Origin of the sequence: Paenibacillus sp. FSL M7-1046, from assembly GCF_038007405.1 — a bacterium.
Classification (GTDB): domain Bacteria; phylum Bacillota; class Bacilli; order Paenibacillales; family Paenibacillaceae; genus Paenibacillus_AQ.
This window is the reverse complement of record NZ_JBBOXB010000001.1, coordinates 6,401,806-6,423,139: the sequence shown is the minus strand read 5'-3', so window position 1 is coordinate 6,423,139 and position 21,334 is coordinate 6,401,806. Positions and strand designations below refer to the sequence as shown.

Genomic DNA, 21,334 nt, shown 5'->3' with positions numbered 1-21,334 from the left:
CAAAAGAGCAGGCTTTTGATTTTTCGGCAGTCATAAGTTTAAAGTAAAGTGAGGGATGCGATGCCGGGATAGGTACTGTGCTGATTTGAAGAAGCAGAAACAGGGAAGAATTCGTAAATACCGCAACAGGTACTGAAAGAATATAACCTATTGGAGGTAAATGTTAACGTGAAAATAAAAAAACGATTTGCATTCTCTGCAATGATTGCGCTTTCGGCTATGCTGGCTCTCTCAGGGGTGGGTGGAAGTATTCCATCCGTTCAAGCGGCAAGCATCTTCAGTGATGATTTTGAATCCGGCAATGCCGGCAGCTGGACCCACACGTCAGGCTCATGGACAGTGGTGCAGGACGGAAGCTCTCATGTCTATTATCAATCAGGCAATACGGAAGGGCGCACCTCGGCGGGCAACAGTAGCTGGACTGACTACAGCGTGCAGGCAGATGTGAAAATTGACAACTTTAACGGCACAAACCGCACTTATCTCTGCGGCCGTTATACAGATGGCAATAATTATTATGCGGCTTCGCTATCCAACAGCAATGGGGGTACGCTGGAAATCCGGAAAAAGGTCGGCGGCTCCAGCACTACACTTGCCACTAAAACAGACTTCCCTGTCACTGCCGGTACAGTGTACACGGTTAAACTAGAGCTAAGCGGAAGCACGATCAACTTTTATGTGAATAATGTCTTGCAATTGAATGCACACGATAACAATTTGACTTCCGGCGGTATCGGACTGGTCGCTTATAAGTCAGCAGCCAAGTTCGACAATGTAGTTGTTTCTACTACGGATTCTACGACTCCAACTCCTTCACCAACCGCAACTGCAACCGTGGCACCGACGGCTACAGCCACTTCTACTCCAGCACCATCGGCTACTCCGACAGCTGCACCCACAGCAACAGCAACAGTTACACCAACACCAACCGTGGCACCGACAACGACACCCCCTCCGGCAACGGGTTCACTGTATGTCTCGCCGAATGGAGCGGCCGGAAATGCCGGAACCATCGGCAGTCCTACGACCCTGGATTCAGCTATTACCAGAGTAGCCCCGGGAGAGACTATCTATCTGCGCGGGGGAACCTATACTTTTTCCGCTCCAGTGACAATTGAACGCGAGAACAGCGGTAGCAGCAGTTTGCGCAAAAATATTGTGGCTTACGGAAACGAAAAACCGGTGCTTGATTTCTTCGCCGAATCCTTTGGGTCTACTGAACGCGGATTGCAGATTTATGGCCATTACTGGAAGGTAAAGGGGCTTGAGGTCAAAGGTGCCGGAGATAACGGGATCTTCATTGGCGGCAATTATAATATCATTGAGAATGTAGAAACGCACCATAACCGGGATTCAGGGCTGCAAATCAGCCGCTATTCCTCCTCACTCTCCAATATGAGCGACTGGCCCAGCTATAACCAGATCATTGGCGTATACTCCCACGACAATTTCGACCCGGACAATGGGGAGGATGCTGATGGTTTTGCCGCCAAGCTGACGATTGGACCGGGCAATGTCTTTGACAAGTGTATTGCCGCATGGAATACAGATGACGGCTGGGATTTATATACCAAATCGGAAACAGGCCCGATTGGCGTGGTTACGATCAAGAACAGCATCGCCTACAAAAATGGCCAAACCTCGGATGGAAGCAGCACGGCAAACAGTGACGGCAACGGCTTCAAGCTGGGCGGGGAGAAAATTTCTGTGAATCATATTGTGCAGAACAGCATCGCCTTCCAGAATAAAAAACATGGTTTCACCTACAATAGCAATCCGGGTTCCATTCAACTTACAGGCAATACCTCGTGGAGCAATGGGCAAAGCAATTTTGCTTTTGACACAGGGACACACCAGTTCACCAATAATTTGAGCTTTGCCGGCGGATCCAGTGACAAAACCAGCGGTACGGATGTTCTCAGCACCAATGTCTGGTGGAAGAGCAATGCCAGTACGAATGCCAAGGGCCTGGTCGCGAGCAGTGCCGATTTCGCCAGCTTGACCCCTTCAGTCGTCAGAAATGCGGATGGTTCCTTCACACTCGGCAACTTCCTGAAACTCGCCAGCGGCAGTGACCTCATTGGCTCGGGTACACCAAGCGGCACGAATATCGGAGCTACGCTCCAGTAATCGTTATTACAAGGAGATGCATGCTATATAAACTTTGAGGAGGAGAAAAATGGCTTCCAAACGAATGAGATTAAGGCTGCTGAGCGGAATTGGATTCGCTGTAATTCTTGCACTGATATTTATTGTCCCGGCCAGCGCAGCTTCTTTAGTCAGCTATGATTTTGAAAATGAAGGCGCTAACAACTGGAGCAGCACAACAGGAACCTGGTCTGTCGTTCAGGATGGAGGTTCCTCCGTTTACTATCAATCCAGCTCCTCGGAAGGCCGTACCTCTGCCGGCAACAGCGAATGGACCAATTACAGCGTGCAGTCCGAGGTCAAAATTGACAATTTCAACGGCAGCAACAGAACCCTTATCTGCGGCCGGTATGGCGACGGAAACAATTATTACGCTGCTTCCTTGTCGAACAGCAATGGCGGAACTTTGGAAATCCGCAAGAAACTCAGCGGCTCGTCAACGACCCTGGCGGCCAAAACGGATGTTCCGCTGTCAACGGGCACATGGTATACCGTAAAGCTTGAACTGAATGGAAGCACCCTGAAAATGTACGTAAATGGCACTCTCCAGCTTACAGCGACCGACAGCAGCCTGACCAGTGGAGCCATCGGGCTTGTAGCCTTCAAAACAGCGGCCAAGTTCGATAACATTATTGTATCCGAGCTTTCCGGCACGCCTACGGCAACCGCGACGGCTGCTCCGTCGGCAACACCCGCACAAACACCGGCAGCAACAGCTACGCCTGCGGCAACACCGACCTCTGTTCCGACAGCTGCCGTAACTCCTACCCCAACACCATCAGCACCAGCAGACGCATTCAGTGCATACAATTTGACTGGCTTCTCCAAAGGCAACTCCGGCGGAGGCATTGTGAATGAATCGAATACCGCCCTTTACAAAAAGGTGTACACAGCGACTGATTTGGCAGCTGCACTCAAGAAAGGGTCCGGTGTAAAGGTCATTGAGATTATGAATGACCTGAATCTAGGCTGGAATGAGATCCCTTCCGCTGCTCAAACCTCACCATTTGCGGCCCATAATTCTCCGCTGACTCACCCGGTACTGCTGCAGACAGGAGTAAGTAAAGTTACTCTTGACGGCTTTGACGGTCTGACGATCTTCTCGGCTAACGGGGCTAAGATTAAGCATGCGGCATTTACAATTAAACGCAGCTCCAACCTGATCATCCGCAATCTCGAATTCGACGAATTATGGGAATGGGATGAGGCCAGCAAGGGGGATTTCGACAAAAACGACTGGGATTATATCACGCTTGAAGAGGACACCAACGTATGGATTGACCACTGTACCTTTAACAAGTCCTATGACGGACTGGTTGATTCGAAGAAGGGCACTTCCGGGGTGACCATCTCCTGGTCAACCTTCAAGGGCGATGACCGGAGTTCAAACAGCTGGGTGACCCGGCAGATCAACGCGTTGGAGGCCAACAGCTCTGCTTATCCGATGTATGCCTATCTGCGCAGCAGCGCCATCGGATTAAGCAAGGAAGATATCATTGCAGTTGCAAGCTCGCAGAAAAAGGGACATTTGGTGGGTGCCACATCTTTTGATTCGGGAAATTCCAATTTAAGTATTACCCTGCACCATAATTATTATCTCGACATTCAGGACCGCTTGCCGCGTCTGCGGGGAGGCAACGCCCATGTCTATAACATTCTGGCGGATAATTCCGCTGCTTGGGCAGCAAAATCAAGAATCACAACAGCGATGGAAACGGCGATTGCCGGCAAGGGCTACCACTTCGGCGTGACCAGCAACGGGTCCATTTCTACGGAAGGCGGGGCGGTATTAGTCGAGAAATCCAACTTCGTTGATATCTTGTATCCGCTGCGCAATAATCAGACCGATCCCGCAGATTCCAGCTATACCGGTAAAATCAAGGCGCTCGACACGATGTACTCTTTGAATGGTGTGTCTTTCAGAGGGAACAGTGACACCTCCGGAAGTCCGCTTGCCCCGGTACCGGCAGCTATTATTCCGTTCTCATGGTCTGGGATTTCGGCTTTGCCTTACAGCTATCCGGTGGATGACCCCTCCACGCTAGCTGCCAGACTAACGGCTTCCAATGGCTCGGGAGCGGGTAAACTGAACTGGACAAAATCCAACTGGTTACAGACAATGTATTAACCGGACTGGGTGGAAGAGCGTTTTTATTTCTCGATTAACGGCGCTATACTATAGTGGAATGGCTATTATTACATTTGGTATAGAGAGGAAGTTGTTGATCTTGGAATATGTGAAACTGGGATCTACCGGTCTGGATGTCTCGCGGATTTGCCTCGGCTGCATGAGTTATGGCATTCCTGAACGCGGGTCGCATGCCTGGACACTGAATGAGCAGGAGAGTCGTCCGTTTATCCAAAAGGCGCTGGAGCTGGGCATTAATTTCTTTGATACAGCCAATGTATATTCGGACGGAACCAGTGAGGAGATCCTTGGGCGGGCGCTGAAGGATTTTACCTCCCGCGATGAAGTGGTCATTGCCACCAAGGTGCATGGCAGAATGCGGCCGGGACCCAATGGCGGCGGATTGTCACGCAAAGCGATACTGAGTGAAATTGACCACAGTCTTAAGCGGCTGGGAACGGATTATGTGGACTTGTATCAAATCCACCGCTGGGATAACCAGACGCCTATCGAAGAGACGATGGAGGCCCTGCATGATGTTGTGAAGGCGGGGAAAACCCGTTATATCGGAGCTTCCTCCATGTATGCCTGGCAGTTTCTCAAGGCGCTGCACGTTGCAGAGCAGCATGGCTGGACCCGTTTTGTCAGTATGCAGAATTATGTGAATTTGCTTTACCGTGAGGAGGAACGGGAAATGCTGCCGCTTTGTGAAGCGGAAGGCATCGGCGTGATTCCCTGGAGTCCATTGGCCCGCGGCCGCCTTACAAGGGACTGGGAAGAAGCGAGCCCCCGTTCCGAGCGCGATGAATTCGCCAAGCAGCTTTATTCACAAATGGAAGAGGCTGACCGGATTGTCGCACTTCGGGTGAAGGAAATCGCGGAGGAACGGGCTGTCCCGCGTGCTCAGGTAGCCTTGGCTTGGGTGCTTCAGAAGAAACCTGTGGCCGCTCCGATTGTCGGAGCGACCAAGATGGCGCATCTGGAGGATGCAGCAGCAGCAGTGTCCCTTCGTCTGACCCCGGAAGAAGTCCGCAGACTGGAAGAACCGTATATCCCGCATCCGGTAATTGGCGGATTGAACTGAATCTTTACCTATGATGCATTAATCCTAAGGGCCTGCTGGTGAGCAGGCTCTTTGTGCTGCGAGCGGAAGGGAATAGGTGCATAACTTCATCAACTATTGGAAAACTAAGTAAGATTCCCTATAGATCAGAGGAGGTGAAGCGAGATGACAGCCAGCATACTGGATAATATAAAAGAGCAGCTTACGGGATGCAGCGATGCCGTATACCAGTCTATTATCGTATATGGTCATGCCTGCATGCTGGTCTACATTCCGTCCATTGTAGATACACTCAGCCTGCAGGAGTTTGTGTCATCTCCGCTCAAATCCGAAGCGAATTCCGAACCGGATTGGCCGCGTTTTCTGGAACGGCTCGACCGGGGATCTGCTTTTGCCATTCCATATATCAAGGTATTTGATCCCGATCGGGCGGTAGAGCTGATAGTCAGCGGCAACCCGGTACTCTGTATCGAAGGGCTGCCCTATTTATATTATTTCGAGATCGCCCACTATCAGAAACGTTCAGTATCGGAATCACAGAACGAGCTGGTTGTCATTGGCCCCCAGGAGGCCTTCATCGAGGATATTGATACCAATTTATCGCTGCTGCGCCACAAGATTAAACATGCCGATCTAAAGACCAAACATTTCTCTATCGGCAAATATACAAAAACCGACGTGTATGTGGTGTATATCGAAGGCCTGTACAAGCCGGAGCTTCTGGCTTCAATTGAAGATACGTTACGCAATATGTCTATCGACGGTGTGCTTGGTATCAGTTATTTGGCAGAGCATATGAAGCAGGGGCATTTCTCGCCTTTTCCCGTGTTCCAGTATACAGAACGCCCTGACTCAGTGGCAGCCTCTTTAATGGAAGGGCGGGTGGGACTGCTGCAGGATGGGACTCCATCCGCTCTGCTGACACCGGTAACTTTGTTCTCGCTGCTGCAATCCTCCGAGGATTATTACCAAAGCTTTTATGCCGGCAGCTGGATCCGCCTGGTCCGCTTCTTTTTTTCTATTATATCCATGCTGCTGCCTGCGTTGTATGTTGCGATTACAACCTTTCATTCGCAGATCATTCCTTCTGATCTGTTGATTACCATTGCCGCGGCAAGAGAAAACATCCCGTTCTCTGCCCTCACCGAAGCGCTGATAATGGAGCTGACCTTTGAAGCACTTAGAGAAGCGGGAACCCGGATTCCTAAGCCCGTAGGGCAGACGGTATCCATCATTGGCGGTATCGTAATCGGGCAGGCTGCGGTTCAAGCGGGTATTGTTTCTGCGCCGATGGTTATTGTTGTTTCCATTACCGGTATAGCTTCCTACATCATTCCCCATTTGGAGCTGGGTTTGACTTTCCGATTACTGCGTTTTGTGCTCCTGATCCTGGGTGGAACGATGGGGTTATTGGGCGTATTTGTGGCTACTTTTATGATTTACGGCCATTTGGCCAATCTTAAATCCTTTGGAACTCCTTATTTGCAGCCGATCGCTCCGCTTGTATTACAGGATTTGAAGGATACGCTGCTTCGTGTTCCGTCCCCGTTCATGAATAAGCGCAGCACATCCTTTACAGACCGGAAGAATCAAAGGAGACAGAAGCGGCAATGAAACTTTTAAAGCAGGCCGTCATTATCCTAATGCTGCTGAATCTGACCGGCTGCTGGTCCAAGGTGGAACTGGATGAATTGACTTTTGTATATGGATTATACATTGATGTTGGCAAAGAACCCGGAACGGTTGAGGTATCCATCAGCTCTCCACTACCCAATAGGCTGATGTCAGGTACGCAAACAGGGAGCGGAACCGGAGACGGCAAAGCCTACACTTTGGTTTCAAAGACAGCTCGTACCCTCCAGGATGCGGCCATCATGATTCAAAAGGATCTTTCACGCCGTATTGAGCTCTCTCACATCAAAATTGTCGTGTTGGGAAACGAATATGCCCGCCAGGGCATCGGGGAGGTGCTGGAATGGTTCGAAAGAAAACCAGAATTCCCCCTCGGCACATATATCATGGCTGCTCCCGGGAAGGCCAAAGATATTTTTAAGTTAACTCCTGTGTTCGAACAGCTTCCCGACCAAGTGCTGATGAATATCGCGAATGAGAATATCATGTTCAATACAAGCGTTATGGATTGTATATTAGCGGAAGTTTCAAATATGGGGTATGCGATGAACTATCTTTCATTCGGTAAGAAGGACGAAACGAGCGAGCAAGGGAAAACGGAGTATTGGGCAGGTGTGCAAGGGGTTATGCTGTTCCATGATGCTAAGATGAAGGGCATTCTGGATGTAAAGCAGAGCAGGGCTTTGGCATGGGGGGCAGGACATCTGGCCGGAAAATTGAAGCTGCCTGAATATACGATAACCTGGAATGAAGAAGGTAAGGGCACTGCCAGTGCTATTTTTCAAAGAAACTCCGCCTCAAGCTCTGTGAAAATGACAAGCGAAGGCCCTGTCTTTCATATAAAAGTGAAAGGGAACGCAAGTATTACCTTTTTTAAAGATTCAGAAGGCCGCAGTGCTAGCAATCTTAGTCCTTTAATAAAGAGAAGGCTTCAGGAGCAGGTTGTAAAAGAAATTTCGGACTCGCTCCGGATTGTGCAAGACGCGCAGGTTGACGTTCTGCAGCTTGGAATGCTGGTGGAATGGAATTATCCGAAGGCGTGGAATAAGCTCCGTGAACGCTGGACTGATTATTACGCCAAGCATGCCGAGATCAAAGTAACGGCTGACTTCACTATAGAGGATTTTGGTTCGGAGAGATAAATGAATATTCAAGGAGACGTTATGACTACAACCAAATGGCAGATGTTCCGCTTTACCGTTGTCTATCTTGCTTCACAGAGCTCCATGTTTCTGATCCCCGGTTTACTCTCGACTTCAGGCTATCAGGGCTGGATTGCGATCATTGCAGGCTGTGCACTGGGGATGATTCCGCTTTTTTTTACTATTCAGGTGGGCAAGATAAAGCCTGGAGAGGCGTGGGTCGATTTTGGCAAGGAGATTATGGGGAAGTGGCTGCATGGGGCAATGGTTTTTCTTCTGCTGATCTGGTGTGTTTATTTTGTCTCCTTTGATATTGAGAATTTTGTATTGTTTTTTGGTGCTAATTATTTGCGCGAGACGCCACCGCTGTTTGTTCAGATTGTTATTGGGCTGGTGATTATGTATACGGCTCACTTGGGCTTTTCGACGATGGTCTATATGACTGACGGGTTATTTCTGGTTTTTCTCTTCTCCACTGCGCTTAGTTATTATTTATTTATCCCAAATGCCGACTATTCGATGCTTCCTGCCCTGCTCCATTACCATGATCCCGGGATTGCTTTTAAGGATTCAATCACGACAATGTCCTGGTTTGGGGGATGGACGGTGTTTTTGTTCGTTGCCCCGGATCTCAAAATCGACAACAAAATGCAGAAACGGCTGATTGTTGCGGGGATTAGCGTAATGCTGACCGTACTGGCTGCATGGCTGATAACCATCTTGAATTTTGGCCCACATTTCGGCAAGGAACTGCAGTTTCCTTATTTGCAATTGATCCAGAGTTCTTCACATGATGATCTGCTGGGTAATTCGGACCCGATTCTCATCGGATTATGGTCTGCTTCAATGTTTATACACAGCGCTTTTTTGATATATGTAGCGCACAAATGTGCTTTGTACTTAACCAAGCAGAAGGCAAAAAAAGTGATGATCCCATTCCTGACGATTGGTTCGATTACAATTGCCTATCTGTATTCGCTCAATCTCACTCAATACAACAAGAATTATAATGCCTTTGGCACTGTGATTATTTGGCTGATTGTGGAGTGCATCCCCGTGTATTACTTCATTGTTGCTTTCATCCGCTCCAAGATAAGTACGGCGTCCAAATAGCCGCAGGCGACTTATCTATTATAAATTGGAGGCGCTTTCTGGTATGATTAGGAATTAATACATACCACTAAAGCGATGGGATGGTGCCTGATTTATGAATCTTCAAGAAGCAACTCAATTAATAGAATCTATAAGAGTCAATCTGGCTAAAGTTATTGTCGGCAAAGAGGAAGGTGTGAATCTTCTGCTGACAGCCCTGCTCGCCAATGGACATGTGCTGCTGGAGGATGTTCCCGGCACAGGTAAAACTCTGCTCGCCAAAACACTGGCCCGCTCGCTGGACTGCACGTTCAAGCGGATTCAGTTCACTCCGGACTTATTGCCCTCTGACTTAAGCGGAATCAATTACTATAATCAGAAGACCGGTGAGTTTCAATTCCGTCCGGGCCCGGTATTCGCCAGCATTCTCTTGGCCGATGAGATCAACCGGGCCACGCCGCGGACCCAGTCCAGCCTGCTGGAATGCATGGAGGAGCGGCAGATTACGATCGATGGTGTGACCCATGAGCTGGAAGCGCCGTTCCTCGTCATTGCAACACAGAATCCGGTTGACAGTCAGGGGACTTTCCCGCTGCCTGAAGCCCAGCTTGACCGATTTCTGATGCGGATTATGACCGGCTATCCAACCTTTGAGCAAGGGGTTCATATTCTACAGCGGTTCCGCCAGAACAATCCGCTTGATCAGACGACTGCGGTAGCAACCGCCCGGCAGATTCAAGAGATTCAGCAGCTTACGGCTGCAGTGAATGTCAGCGACGATTTGCTGGCCTATATGATCCGGATCGTCGAAGCGACCCGCACTGCACCGGGGGTCAAGCTGGGAGCCAGTCCGCGGGCAGGCTTCGCCTTGCTGCGTGCTTCCCAAGGGTACGCATTGATTCAAGGCAGGAATTATGTGATTCCGGATGATATCAAGGCAGTGGCAGTTCCCGTCCTTGCCCACCGGCTGGTGCTGCAGCGCGGCCCGGGATCCCGGGAGGGGCAAGCCGTAGAACTGGTTCTCCAGAAGCTGCGCGAAGTGGAGGTGCCGGCAGAACCGCTCCCGGCTACAAGCGGCGGAAGGGTGGAGTAAGAGATGGCACTGCCCTGGTTCATCCTCAGCACGCTCCTGCTGCTGCTGTTGATTTCTGCTGTCTATCAGCGACATGCGCTGAAGAAAGTCAGCTACACCCGCTATTTCTCGGCCAAAACCGCTTATGAAGGAGAGCAGGTGGAGATGGTTGAGGAGATAGCCAACAATAAGCTGCTCCCATTGCCCTGGCTGCGGCTGGAGTCCAGCATAGCCCGGGGTCTGGAGTTCGGCAGCCAGGAGAATCTCGGTGTCAGCAGCGGGGAGATTTATCAGAACCACGTAAGTATGTTTTTTCTGAGGTCTTACCGTCATATTAAACGTCGCCACCAGGTCCGGTGTCAGCAAAGAGGCTTGTTCAAGCTGGAAAGCGTCACGATGACCACCGGAGACCTCTTTGGCATGAGCCGGAACAGCAAAGCGTTCTCCTTGCAATTGGAACTGCTGGTTTATCCGGAGATTATAGACCTTTATGAGCTACCGCTGCCGATACACAGCTGGCTGGGAGAACTGCCGGTCAAAAGATGGATTATTGAAGATCCTTTTCTGACGGCCGGAACCCGAGAGTACAGTCCAGGGGATTCGCTTGCATCTATTAACTGGAAGGCAACGGCCAGAACCGGGCATATGCAGGTGCATCAAAAAGATTACACCGCCGATTCGCGGCTGTTCCTCTGTCTGAATGTTGAGATTAGTGACTCCATGTGGAGAACCGTTACAGATAAGGAACGGATTGAGCTGGGAATCCGTTATGCAGCGACGATAGCAGAATATGCAGTAGGGCACGGGATCGACACCGGGCTGCTTAGCAACGGGAGAATGGACGGTGGAGGTGAGCGGGAACCGGTGACTGCAAACCCGATGGGTCAACTGGAGGATGTACTGGGACTCTTGGCCCGGCTGAACCTGGACAGGACGCTGCCCATGTCAAGACTTCTGGAGTTAGTAGCTGAAGAAGGGCATAAAGATAATGATTATCTGATTATTACCTGTCACCGAGGCCCAGAGCTTGAGCTGGCAGCTGAGCAGTTAAGACTGCTGGGAAATGGCGTGGAATGGCTCGACATTCCGGATGAGGGGAGAGAGTCTGCATGAACACTGCTAGAGGTCCCCGAATGAAAGCGTCTTTGACTTTATGGTTGGCCTGTCTCATAGAATGGCTTCTATTTCTTCCGGTATGGGTTCTCCTTCAAAGCTACCAGCAGTCCGGGCAGGCTGTCCTTCCATGGATGTATATTCTGCCTCTCCTGGCACTGGCCGGGGTGCTGTTGCGGCATTTATGCAACCGGAAGTGGAAGCAGCTGCTTTCCGCTCTGCTACTGGGGGTGGCGTCAGGATTTTTATTCGGTGAGTTGTCCATTTTTGCACTTCCTTTTATCGCTTGCAGCGTGTTGTTTACTTATCTGGGGATGACTGCCGCTTCCCGGAATAACCGGAATGGAATGTACATTGCCGGAATTGCCGTTTATTTTACAGCTACAATCATCAATACCCGGATTCCTGTACTTGAGTCCAACCTGTCCTTGTTAACCTGGTGTGGAAGTCTGTGTCTGGTATTAGTACTGTTGGATACGAATACCAGCTTTCTTCGCTACAGCTCTTTTGCCGGTGAATCCGCGCGCCTGCCTGCAGGGATAAGACGGCATAACCGGATGTTTGTCCTGCTGTTTATTGTCGTGGCCGGCTTGCTTGCGGCAGGCGGGGGCAAAGCTGTAGGCATGCTTCTATGGAATACAGTCCGGATGTTTTTGAACTGGATCATCGCGTTGTTTAACGGAACAGAGGAGCCGATTCCGCCTGAAGCTGCTCCTCCGGCGCAGCCACTAGAGCTGCCTCCGGCCGAGACTCATGAACCGGGTTTGCTGGCAATGATCTTCGAAGTCTTGTTTTATGCCATTGGAGCGGCGGCAATTCTTGTTTTGCTTTATTATGTCTTGCGTTGGCTTTACAGAAATACAGGCGGAGTGCTGCGCAGAGCGCTGGATGCTCTGCTGTCCATGCTGCGGAGAGAAACGCCGCAGGAGCATAATGCCTTTCAGGATGAAGAAGAGAGCATCTTCGCCTGGGGAAAGACTGTGCAAGGCATTCGGGACTACTGGAGCAGCCGGTTGAAGCTGCGTAGGCACAGTGACCGCTGGGAAGGAATGAATGGAGGCCGTGAGCGGGTACGCTGGATGTATCGCCATTGGCTTAACAGCAATCGGAACGAAGGATATGAAGTGAAAGGATTTCTTACTCCAGAAGAGACGGGAGCGGATGTGGAGGAATGGACTGGCGGGAAGAACCGCCGCCGTAATGGAGACAGCAATACCCCGGCAGTTCCTGAAGGTTTGCTTAGGCTTTACAATCAGGCGAGATACGGAGAGGAGGAGCCGCAGGCAGCAGAAGTCTCAGCTTTGAAGGACCGGCTGAAAAAATTCTCATAGTTGGATACGGAGAGGAGTGGAGAGGATGGCCCGATATTTGCGCGGGGAGCTGGCAAAAGAGGCTAACGTGAATATTGAAACGCTTAGATATTATGAGAAGCACGGGCTGCTTCCGGCACCACAGCGGACAGCATCCGGTTACCGGCAATATACGCAAGAGACATTGAATCGAATCGTCTTTATCCAGAATGCCAAGTCTTGCGGGTTTACGCTGAGGGAGATCAAGAAGGCACTGGTGAGGTCGGCAGACGGAAGTATCGGGATCGCTGATTTTATCGCAGTTATTGAGCGGAAAGTCATCAGCATTGACCTCGAAATATCAAAGCGGGAGAAGACCAAGGCGCTGCTGGGCGATCTGAAGAGCAACCTCGAATCTGCCGAGAGACATCCGGGGGTGCAGGAGACCTTGCATATTCTCAAGATGGAGCCATAAAGAACCCGGAATACAGATTGCCTCTTGACTGCGTACCATACTACAGGGTTTACAATTCAGACAAAACCTTGTAGGAGGAATGAACAGGATGCAGACACCGATCGAACAGCTTCAAGCTATGGAAAGTTTCTTAAAACAAACAGGCGGCAATTTGGGAAAGCCGGCAGAGCAAATTCGTTCTGAAATGGCCCAAGCCGCCAAGCAATTGCCGGCGCTTCCGGGTGATGTACAGTTGAAGAAGGTAACGATCCAGCAGTTCGCTGCTGAATGGGTCATCGCTCCTTGTATTAACGCGGAAGGAAGAAATCGAGCAATCCTATATTTTCACGGGGGAGGGTTTATCTCCGGGAACTGTGAGATCTATCGTGATCTGGCAGCCAGACTATCTTCAGCCTGCAGTGTTCCAGTATTTACAGTGGAATATAGGCTTGCCCCGGAGCATCGTTATCCGGCCGCAAATGAAGATTGCCTCAATGCATACCGCTGGATGCTGGCGGAGGGATATTCGCCGGATGACATTATCCTTGGCGGCGATTCGGTAGGGGCCACTCTGGCCTTGATGACAATGATCAGTGTGCGGGATGCAGGGGAGAAGATGCCAGCAGGGGCGTTTCTGCTCTCGCCGCATAGTGATCTCGTACATTTGGATGGATATTCTTATGATAGTCTGGCTGATTCAGATCCAACAGGGAGCCGGGAGGGCAATCAGAGAATTCTGGAGGATTACTTAGGCGGTTCTTCCGGGGAGGAGCCTGCGATCCTCTCTCCATTACGGCTCTATCTGCACGGTTTGCCCCATCTGTATATTCAGGTTGGCGATCAAGAAGTGCTGCTCAGTGATGCAGAACGTTTGGCCGATCGCGCACGTGCTGATGGAGTAGAGGTTACACTGGAAGTATGGGAGAACATGTGGAGTGTGTTTCAATTCATGGCCGCACTGCTGCCCGAAGCGCAGCAGGCGATCATGAACATCGGCAGCTATACAGGGGGAATTTGGAGAAAAACAGCTAACTTGCCTGAAGACAGCAATCACGGGGGAGTTACATTAACAAGCGCAGAAGCATGAGTGAGAGAACCCCGGTAAGCACGGTTCCCAGCAAACTGCGCGTCTTTATGGCCACCCAGAAGGTGGGCAAGGCGGCAATCAGTTCCACATTGGAAGACAGTGAAGTGAATTTGCCTTCCTCAATGAACAGCTCCTGGGCGACGAGCGCCGACATAATCGCAATGGGTACATAACTCAACCAGCGCATCCCCCATTCGGGAATGGTGATCCGGCTTAGCAGCATCATCGGAAGTACCCGCGGAATGAACGTAACCAATGCGGCTCCGAAGATAATCAAGAAGATATCCAGTCTTATTTCCATTTTTGCATCACCATCCCTATCGTAGGTGCAATTAGAGCTGCAGCGATCACGCCGAAATTAGGAGACCACAGGATGGAGACACCGACCGTAACCACTACGGCAATAGCTCCAACTATAAGATCCAGTGCATATTTGTTCCTGCTCAGTATGGTCAGCACCAGTAGTCCGATGAACATAGCCGGAAGCGCGAAATCCAGTCCCCACTGCTCCGGGCTTGAGATCCACTGTCCCAGAACAGCACCTGCGAGGTTCGCGAACAACCAATTCAGGTAGGCGGTGATATTAAGTCCATGCATCCATTTCTCACTGATGTGCTTTTTTCTCGCACTCTCCTGAATGGCGACGCCAAAGGTTTCGTCGGTTAAGAGTGCGCCTATCAGCAGGTTTCTCATGGGTGTGAGGTGGCGGAAATAAGGGGACAACGCAGCACTTAACAGCAGGTGGCGCAGATTCACAAGCAGGATCGTAATGATGATGCTGGCCCCCGTGCTTCCTGCGGCTATCATTCCCGCCGCGATGAACTGGGCGGAACCGGCGTAGAGAATGATGGAAATCATAGCTATTTCAGCGATGGAAAGACCGGCCGTTTTCTCGACAACCCCGGCGGCAAAGCCGATACTTAAATACCCGAGCAAAGTGGGGATACAATCCTTAACTCCCTGCAGGAAGCTGTCCTCCTTGCCCTGCGCGTCAAGTGTTTCTGACGCCTGTACAGGCTCCAGCTTCATGGTTCCTCCTCCTTTTTCTCAATGGAATCATCAAGATGAAATAAAATCAGATTATATTAATATCTAATAATTAACGGTGGTTTGCAAGGGTATTGTTCCTGGAATACCCGATAATGAACCGCCTGAGCTATGTATGAGGCATTGTGAAACAAGAGAGTCAGCGAAGAAGTGATTGATGGAGAGATCATCCATCTGCTTCAAGTAATGTAACCTGTGCACTAACTTCACGAAAAAGTCCCGCTGCAAAACTATATGCAGCGGGACCTTCTAATTATATTTATCCTATTATTTGAGCACCAGCACACCGAATCCTTCCATACTGTAGGTTCCCGAAATGCTTTCTCCTGTCAGCAAATCTGTTCTCTGTTCTTTGAGTGAGATCACTGCAGGCTCTTCGCTGTAGTTCAGAAGGAAGGTGAGGCTGGCGGATTCGCCTTGACGGATTTGCAGCTCGACCTCACTTGGCAGCTCCAGCCAATGTTCAGCCGGTGAACGTAGATTTAGAGCACCAATGATTCTTGTCGCAGCTTCTTCATTGAATACTGCTCCGTAATACCACACCTCGCCTTTACCGCGGAGATTTCGGGTAACGGCCGGTTTTCCTTTATAATAATCGGAAGCGTAGGTCGCCATGACTTCCACGCTGTCTTCTTCCACGTGAAGGATATCGTTAAAAGCGTCGGCTCCCGTCAGTGCTTCCGGTGCTTCAGTCCAACTGATAAAGGTGGGACGCCGTGTACCTTTAACCACAGTGAATTCTTCCACTGTTACCCCGCAGAGCTGTCTTGCCGCCCCGGGAAAAGGCCGCATATAGCAATGTCCACGCTTATCCTTGTATCCGGTCCGGCAGCCGAAGATCAGTTTCCCGCCTTGCTGCACATATTCATCCAATAATACTGCTGTTTCATCCGTCATGATGGCCGGATGCGGATAGACCAGTACTTGATAACGGGCCAGTTCCTCTACGGTTGTAGCGCCGCCCAAGTAGACAATGTCACTGGGAATGTGCTGCCGCTGCAGCGCTTTGAACCATTCCTTGTTGCTCTGCCACATGAAAGGGCCGTGCCAGACATCATATTCACCGTCCCATTCATTGTCATAATCCCGCAGAATGGCTACTGTGGCCTCAGCGCGTGTCCCAATGATCTCTTGGCCGGATGCTGCCAGCTCCTGGCCGATCCGCGCCGCTTCCCGGACTCTCCGGTTGGGCTGGTTATGGTAATCATTGAGGCCATGCCAATAGATCTCATTGCCCATGGTTGCCGTTCTCCAGCGGAAGTATAGCACCATATCTGCGCCATGGGCGATGGACTGGTACGTCCAAAGCCGCATCTGCCCCGGTTTAGGTGAGGGCATGTCCATACGGTTCACCCAGCCGCCTGGACCGGATTGCTGTTCCATGATGCAAAAGTTGGGACTGATGGAGCGCACAACACTGAGAGACAGGCTCCAGCTCCGGTCACCCAGCGGATTTGGTTCACCAGGATCAGTATGAATGCTAGAGAACTGGGGATATGAATCATAGCTGAAAAAGTCCAGCAGCTCATCACTCATTTGATGACTGTCCAAATGGCCGAATAACCCGTTCGTCGTAACCCATTGATCCGGCGCCGCTGCACGGATAATGTCGGCCTGATTCTTGGCAAACGAGATCGTATTATCAGAGATAAACCGCTTCTCATCCAGTGCCTGATGCGGATTCGGCTGTCTCGGGACCGGGGTAGGACGGGGTAAAAAGACCTGAGACCAGTTAGTGTAGCTCTGATTCCAGAAGACTGCACCCCATGCCTCATTCAGTTTCTCCAAGGAGCCGTATTTATCTTGCAGCCACTTCCGGAAAGACTTGTGGTCACTTTCGGAATAGAATTCACTGATCTCACAGTTCAGCTCGTTGTCGATCTGCCAGCCGGTTACACCGGGGTGGTTGCCATAATGTGCTGCAAGCTGAGCGGCAATCCGGGCGCATAACTCGCGGTATTTGGGGCTGCTGTAATTGTAATGCCGGCGCATGCCATGCTGAAGAGTAACACCTTCATAAGTCACATTAAGCACTTCCGGGTATCGTTCGGTAAGCCAGGCAGGAGGCGTAGCCGTCGGTGTGCCCAGCACCACCTTGAGTCCATGGCGGTAAGCCAGATCAATGGCGCGGTCGAACAGTTCAAACTGATAGACACCTTCTTCAGGTTCAAAAATGGACCAGGCGAACTCACCCATTCGAACAATCGTGAAGCCTGTTTCCACCATCCGGCGGTAATCATCTTCCCACATCTCTTCCGGCCAATGCTCGGGGTAATAGCATACGCCCAGCTCGAACCGATCTGCTGCTACTGGTTTCTTCATAGGTTCCTCCAAGTGTAAAAATATGCTTTGAACATTCTACAAATCTATTGTATTATCAGGTACATAAAAACTTATATAACATAATATTGCTATTATATGACTATATTGCGTGCTTGCTTACCAAGTGTAGAAGAGAGGGGGACGAAATGAAAAAGCAATGGGTCTTGCCCGCCCCTGCTTACGCCCACTACGTATGCTATCCGGAATTTCTCGGGCATTACAATCATTTTCCGCAGCATGCGGAGAGGAGAAGCGAGGGAGTACTGAACAGCTACAATCTCCATCTGGTATTTGAGGGGACGGGTTATGTTTTTCAGGAGGGAGAACGGATTCCCATGGGAAGGGGAAGCGGCTTTCTGTTCCCTAGAGGGGCATATCAGCAATATGGCTCTGATCCCCGCAGACCCTGGGAGGTGCGCTGGGTTCACTTCAATACAGCCATTTCCTTGCCGTTACTGGAGGAAGCAGATCAGTCTCGCGGTTATTTCTTTACATTCGATCCAAATGCCGGGCTGGAGTCTATCTTTGATGAGCTGTTCGAGCTTAGCGCAGTCCATGAAACCCGGAGTGAACCTCGTTTCTCGGCTTTACTTTATGAAATTCTGGTTACACTGTTGCAAAATTCCGAGCCGCTTCACGGATCGGTGCCCCTGGAGATCCGACATTCCATTAGGCGCACAGCCGACATGATTCATAAGGATTGCCAGCGTCCCTGGACACTGGAGAGCATGTCTAGGCTTGCGGGCTACAGCAGCTATCACTTTTTGCGGCTCTTCCGGTCCATCATGGGGAAGACACCGAACCGTTATTTGAGTGACTGCCGTCTGGCCAGGGCCAAGCTGCTGCTGGTCTCTTCCGATTTGTCTGTTGCGCAGATTGCAGATCAGACAGGGTTTCATCAATCCAGCTACTTCATTAAAGTGTTCAAACTGGCAGAAGGGATGCCGCCGAGCCAGTACCGCCGGACTTTCGGCTCTTAGTAACGCAGACGATTAGGGTTTATTAAGGGTCACCATTCTGAAAACAGCGCATGTTGCGCTGTTTTTTTGCAACATTGGCACAAAAAGGTTACAAATTCGCATCATAGAGTTACAACTTGGTTACATTTACCTTCCAGCCAACAACTATAATAATTCTAGTTAATAGACTTGGGAGGGGAAAGAAAGTGAGAAAGCATAAAAATACATACGTTGCTCTGCTCTTAAGCACCATCGTTCTCGGTCAAGTGGCCGGAGGGATAGCGGCACCTTCTTCGGAAGCAGCAGGCACAACACCAGCAGCAGCAACAGCAACCGTCAAAATCAATCCGATTCAATTAGGCCAAGGAGTCACTGCCGCATTGGAGGATGTTAATATTTGGCCGCAAACCGGTGGCAATATTCTGGCCTATACGCTTAAGCTCTCTAACAACGGCAGTTCTAGTGCCAATCTGGTGCATTATTTTCCGCGTGTAGTCACGCCGGGGGGTTCAGCCATTCCCGCTAACCCTGTAACCGCCGATGCGCTTAAGAAAAAGGTCGGAGCCAAGGACAGCCTGCGTGTGACCTACTATGTGAATGTCGGTCAAACGGCTTCGCTGCAGGGGATGAAGATTGCCATGTACGTATGGGACGCCAAAGCCAAGGGGTATCTAAAGAATGCAGGAGCTCTGGCGATTCCGGCGGGCTATTCCACAGCCGCTGAACGCGGTAAGATTCTGAGCACCACCATGAATGACATTCCAGTTACAGCAAGTGCGGATTCCCTGCAGCTCTATAAATTTAGCGGTAAAGTGTACGCCAAGGTAGGGCTGAGCATCACCAATAAGGGGAGTAAAGTTCTGAATGAAGCCGGATACACTCCGTATCTCCAAACGGCAAGCGGCACCTCTTTCGAATTGACGGTGAACAGCGCACAGGCAGGTTACAAGATTCAGCCGCAGGAGAAAAAGAGCATTTACTATTTGGCGGAAATTCCCGCAGCCCTGAATACCAACAACATGAAGCTGCAGTTTACCCAAAAGGATGAGACCCTGAAGCTTGAGCTTCCCAAAATGTCTTTCAAGCTTCCAGTTGCGTCTACTCCTAATTTTGTTGTGAATCCAGGTGCTGTCAAAAAAGTCGGTATTAACAGCAATACAGTGGAAATGCAGCTGGTGAATGCTTCGGTTTATTCAGAGGACGCCCATGGAGTATGGTCCTTTCAGTTACGTCTGAAGAATGCCGGCAACAAGGCGGTGACCCTGCCGAACTACGAGCTTGCCGTGAAGTCGACCAAAGGGACAGCTTTCCCGGTGAACGCTAAGGCGCTCAGTGGTCTCACGCTAAAACCGTTGGAAACAAAGGTTGTTCCACTGACGGTGCAGGTACCCCTTGAGGTCGAGCAAGCCGGGCTGCAGCTGCAGATGATTGAAGCTGTCAGTGCAACAGAAACGGCCGGCCCAACCACTGGCGAAACCGCAGGTACACCTGGAACGGTAGCGGTGGCGGCTCCCAAACTGATTTTTCCGGTAGCCTACTTTACCATTCCTTATGCGCTTCGTGCTGATGTGCAAAGGGGGGAGGTCTATAATCGTACGAATCAATTTGGCTCCTTCTCATACAACCTGACCTCTTTGCAACGGTATCCTTGGAAGGATGATGATATCGTCATGGCCAAGCTGAACATCACCAACACCCAGTCCGTAACCCTTACGCTTCCCGAACTTACGGGAGCGATTAAGCTGGATAGCAATGATTTAGCGGCGACTACGAATCTGCTGATCGATAAAGAGGCCGCAACGCTGGCTCCGGGCAAGTCCGCCGAGATCGTAGTGATGTCCAAAGTTCCGTATACCGAGGATTTCGAAGATGTACGAATCAATTTATTCAGTACGGTGAATACCGAAAAGGTGCCGTTCCTGGACCTCAGCATGAGTAATTCACTGAATGCAATAGATAACATTGACCGCGGGGGTACCTACAAAATCAGCGGCAAAGGTAAAAATGCCAATGTTCAGGAGAGCCGTACGACGGTTTATGAGGGGACCAATTCCAAAATTGTGTACACGGAACTGCTCATAAGCAGCCAGGAGAAAAGACAAAGCAAGATGGCGCGTCTGCAGGCGTATTACAGAACGAAGGACGGGCAGTTCTTTGATGCGAAACCTAATCAACCGGACAATGCTGCAACACCTGGCGGTATGCAGTTGGTTTCATTCTGGGCGAAGCTGCCGAAGACGGTAAGTGCCGATGACATCTCACTGGTATTAGGCTCCGGGGTGACAGGAAACAAGTTAAGTGAAAGCGGACAAGAGGCGACCGGCTTTATGAATGCAAGCGCCCTGCTGATCACACCTAAAACCACTGCACCGGCAAGCAATTTAACGAAGATCACGTTCTTCCCCTATAATTTATCGGTCATCAACTCGGAAGGCAGACTTTTGGAACTAAACGACACCATCAACATCGTAATGACCTATGATCTGACCCGGGATAACAGCATCGACAGTGGCGATTTGGAGCATAAGCTTGTGCTTAGAATGACCGATCCCTTTGGCGTAACACAGGATAAAGTGCTGACTATAGGCACAGATCTGACAGAAGGAAAGAGCAATACCTTCTCGATGTCCTTCAGCAAAAATCTGTACATGAAGCTCAAGAGCGGCACTTACAAATTAACTTTATTTGATGAATTCCAAGGTGAGCGGCAGGAGCTTGGGGGCCAGGTTTTCAACCTGTTCATCGACCGCCAGCTGATAACTCAGAAAGATACCAACGCTAAATGA

General features: G+C 50.3%; 16 protein-coding genes and 1 pseudogene. 14 read left to right on the top strand and 3 right to left on the bottom strand.

Annotation, left to right across the window (positions count from 1 at the left end):
- Nucleotides 1-930 precede the first annotated feature (930 nt).
- From NYE29_RS28525 to NYE29_RS28475, 12 genes and pseudogenes are all read left to right on the top strand, one after another.
- A complete protein-coding gene (locus tag NYE29_RS28525; protein WP_083675483.1) occupies nt 931-2,130 on the top strand; it encodes a right-handed parallel beta-helix repeat-containing protein in 1,200 nt (399 codons plus the stop codon).
- A gap of 49 nt (nt 2,131-2,179) precedes the next feature.
- Nucleotides 2,180-2,779 (top strand): annotated as a pseudogene (locus NYE29_RS34675) (family 16 glycoside hydrolase); the annotation flags it as partial.
- The gene (locus tag NYE29_RS28520; protein ID WP_445322223.1) at nt 2,777-4,276 is read left to right on the top strand and encodes a pectate lyase family protein; all 1,500 of its coding nucleotides are present in this window, start codon (nt 2,777-2,779) and stop codon (nt 4,274-4,276) included. The pseudogene NYE29_RS34675 and the gene NYE29_RS28520, both read left to right, overlap by 3 nt.
- Before the next feature lie 100 nt (nt 4,277-4,376).
- Complete coding sequence (locus NYE29_RS28515) at nt 4,377-5,360, top strand: aldo/keto reductase (RefSeq protein WP_340898497.1); 984 nt, start codon at nt 4,377-4,379, stop codon at nt 5,358-5,360.
- Between the two features lie 144 nt (nt 5,361-5,504).
- The gene (locus NYE29_RS28510; protein WP_340898496.1) at nt 5,505-6,953 is read left to right on the top strand and encodes a spore germination protein; all 1,449 of its coding nucleotides are present in this window, start codon (nt 5,505-5,507) and stop codon (nt 6,951-6,953) included.
- On the top strand, nt 6,950-8,113 hold the full coding sequence (locus NYE29_RS28505; protein WP_076109291.1) for a Ger(x)C family spore germination protein: 1,164 nt from the start codon (nt 6,950-6,952) through the stop codon (nt 8,111-8,113). The genes NYE29_RS28510 and NYE29_RS28505 overlap by 4 nt, the downstream gene beginning before the upstream one ends.
- A complete protein-coding gene (locus NYE29_RS28500) occupies nt 8,114-9,226 on the top strand; it encodes a GerAB/ArcD/ProY family transporter (protein ID WP_083675470.1) in 1,113 nt (370 codons plus the stop codon).
- A gap of 94 nt (nt 9,227-9,320) precedes the next feature.
- Nucleotides 9,321-10,298, top strand: a complete 978-nt coding sequence (locus tag NYE29_RS28495; protein WP_076109292.1) for an AAA family ATPase — start codon at nt 9,321-9,323, stop codon at nt 10,296-10,298.
- A gap of 3 nt (nt 10,299-10,301) precedes the next feature.
- A complete protein-coding gene (locus tag NYE29_RS28490; RefSeq protein ID WP_076109293.1) occupies nt 10,302-11,390 on the top strand; it encodes a DUF58 domain-containing protein in 1,089 nt (362 codons plus the stop codon).
- The gene (locus NYE29_RS28485; RefSeq protein ID WP_340898495.1) at nt 11,387-12,721 is read left to right on the top strand and encodes a hypothetical protein; all 1,335 of its coding nucleotides are present in this window, start codon (nt 11,387-11,389) and stop codon (nt 12,719-12,721) included. Before NYE29_RS28490 ends, NYE29_RS28485 begins: the two co-directional genes overlap by 4 nt.
- Before the next feature lie 25 nt (nt 12,722-12,746).
- Nucleotides 12,747-13,154, top strand: a complete 408-nt coding sequence (locus NYE29_RS28480) for a MerR family transcriptional regulator (RefSeq protein ID WP_340898494.1) — start codon at nt 12,747-12,749, stop codon at nt 13,152-13,154.
- Nucleotides 13,155-13,242: 88 nt separating this feature from the next.
- Nucleotides 13,243-14,220, top strand: coding sequence for an alpha/beta hydrolase (locus NYE29_RS28475; RefSeq protein WP_340898493.1), 978 nt, complete (start codon nt 13,243-13,245; stop codon nt 14,218-14,220).
- Here the strand turns inward: NYE29_RS28475 and NYE29_RS28470 are convergent.
- From NYE29_RS28470 to NYE29_RS28460, 3 genes are all read right to left on the bottom strand, one after another.
- Nucleotides 14,195-14,521, bottom strand: a complete 327-nt coding sequence (locus NYE29_RS28470; RefSeq protein ID WP_076109297.1) for an AzlD domain-containing protein — start codon at nt 14,519-14,521, stop codon at nt 14,195-14,197. The genes NYE29_RS28475 and NYE29_RS28470 overlap by 26 nt on opposite strands.
- Nucleotides 14,512-15,249, bottom strand: a complete 738-nt coding sequence (locus tag NYE29_RS28465; protein WP_038591428.1) for an AzlC family ABC transporter permease — start codon at nt 15,247-15,249, stop codon at nt 14,512-14,514. The genes NYE29_RS28470 and NYE29_RS28465 overlap by 10 nt, the downstream gene beginning before the upstream one ends.
- 285 nt (nt 15,250-15,534) lie before the next feature.
- Entirely contained in the window at nt 15,535-17,589 is a 2,055-nt protein-coding gene (locus tag NYE29_RS28460; RefSeq protein WP_340898492.1) for a beta-galactosidase, read from the bottom strand.
- Nucleotides 17,590-17,735: 146 nt separating this feature from the next.
- On the opposite strand from NYE29_RS28460, the gene NYE29_RS28455 reads away from it, so the two are divergent.
- Nucleotides 17,736-18,569, top strand: a complete 834-nt coding sequence (locus NYE29_RS28455; RefSeq protein ID WP_340898491.1) for a helix-turn-helix transcriptional regulator — start codon at nt 17,736-17,738, stop codon at nt 18,567-18,569.
- Between the two features lie 185 nt (nt 18,570-18,754).
- Nucleotides 18,755-21,334: a hypothetical protein gene (locus tag NYE29_RS28450; RefSeq protein ID WP_340898490.1), complete on the top strand. Its 2,580-nt coding sequence runs from the start codon at nt 18,755-18,757 to the stop codon at nt 21,332-21,334.

Excerpts from the sequence above, each read along its gene's own strand:
- NYE29_RS28510 (WP_340898496.1), top strand. The coding sequence starts at position 5,505 with ATGACAGCCAGCATACTGGATAATATAAAAGAGCAGCTTACGGGATGC.
- NYE29_RS28505 (WP_076109291.1), top strand. The coding sequence starts at position 6,950 with ATGAAACTTTTAAAGCAGGCCGTCATTATCCTAATGCTGCTGAATCTG.
- NYE29_RS28500 (WP_083675470.1), top strand. The coding sequence starts at position 8,114 with ATGAATATTCAAGGAGACGTTATGACTACAACCAAATGGCAGATGTTC.
- NYE29_RS28495 (WP_076109292.1), top strand. The coding sequence starts at position 9,321 with ATGAATCTTCAAGAAGCAACTCAATTAATAGAATCTATAAGAGTCAAT.
- NYE29_RS28490 (WP_076109293.1), top strand. The coding sequence starts at position 10,302 with ATGGCACTGCCCTGGTTCATCCTCAGCACGCTCCTGCTGCTGCTGTTG.
- NYE29_RS28485 (WP_340898495.1), top strand. The coding sequence starts at position 11,387 with ATGAACACTGCTAGAGGTCCCCGAATGAAAGCGTCTTTGACTTTATGG.
- NYE29_RS28480 (WP_340898494.1), top strand. The coding sequence starts at position 12,747 with ATGGCCCGATATTTGCGCGGGGAGCTGGCAAAAGAGGCTAACGTGAAT.
- NYE29_RS28475 (WP_340898493.1), top strand. The coding sequence starts at position 13,243 with ATGCAGACACCGATCGAACAGCTTCAAGCTATGGAAAGTTTCTTAAAA.
- NYE29_RS28470 (WP_076109297.1), bottom strand. The coding sequence starts at position 14,521 with ATGGAAATAAGACTGGATATCTTCTTGATTATCTTCGGAGCCGCATTG.
- NYE29_RS28465 (WP_038591428.1), bottom strand. The coding sequence starts at position 15,249 with ATGAAGCTGGAGCCTGTACAGGCGTCAGAAACACTTGACGCGCAGGGC.
- NYE29_RS28460 (WP_340898492.1), bottom strand. The coding sequence starts at position 17,589 with ATGAAGAAACCAGTAGCAGCAGATCGGTTCGAGCTGGGCGTATGCTAT.
- NYE29_RS28455 (WP_340898491.1), top strand. The coding sequence starts at position 17,736 with ATGAAAAAGCAATGGGTCTTGCCCGCCCCTGCTTACGCCCACTACGTA.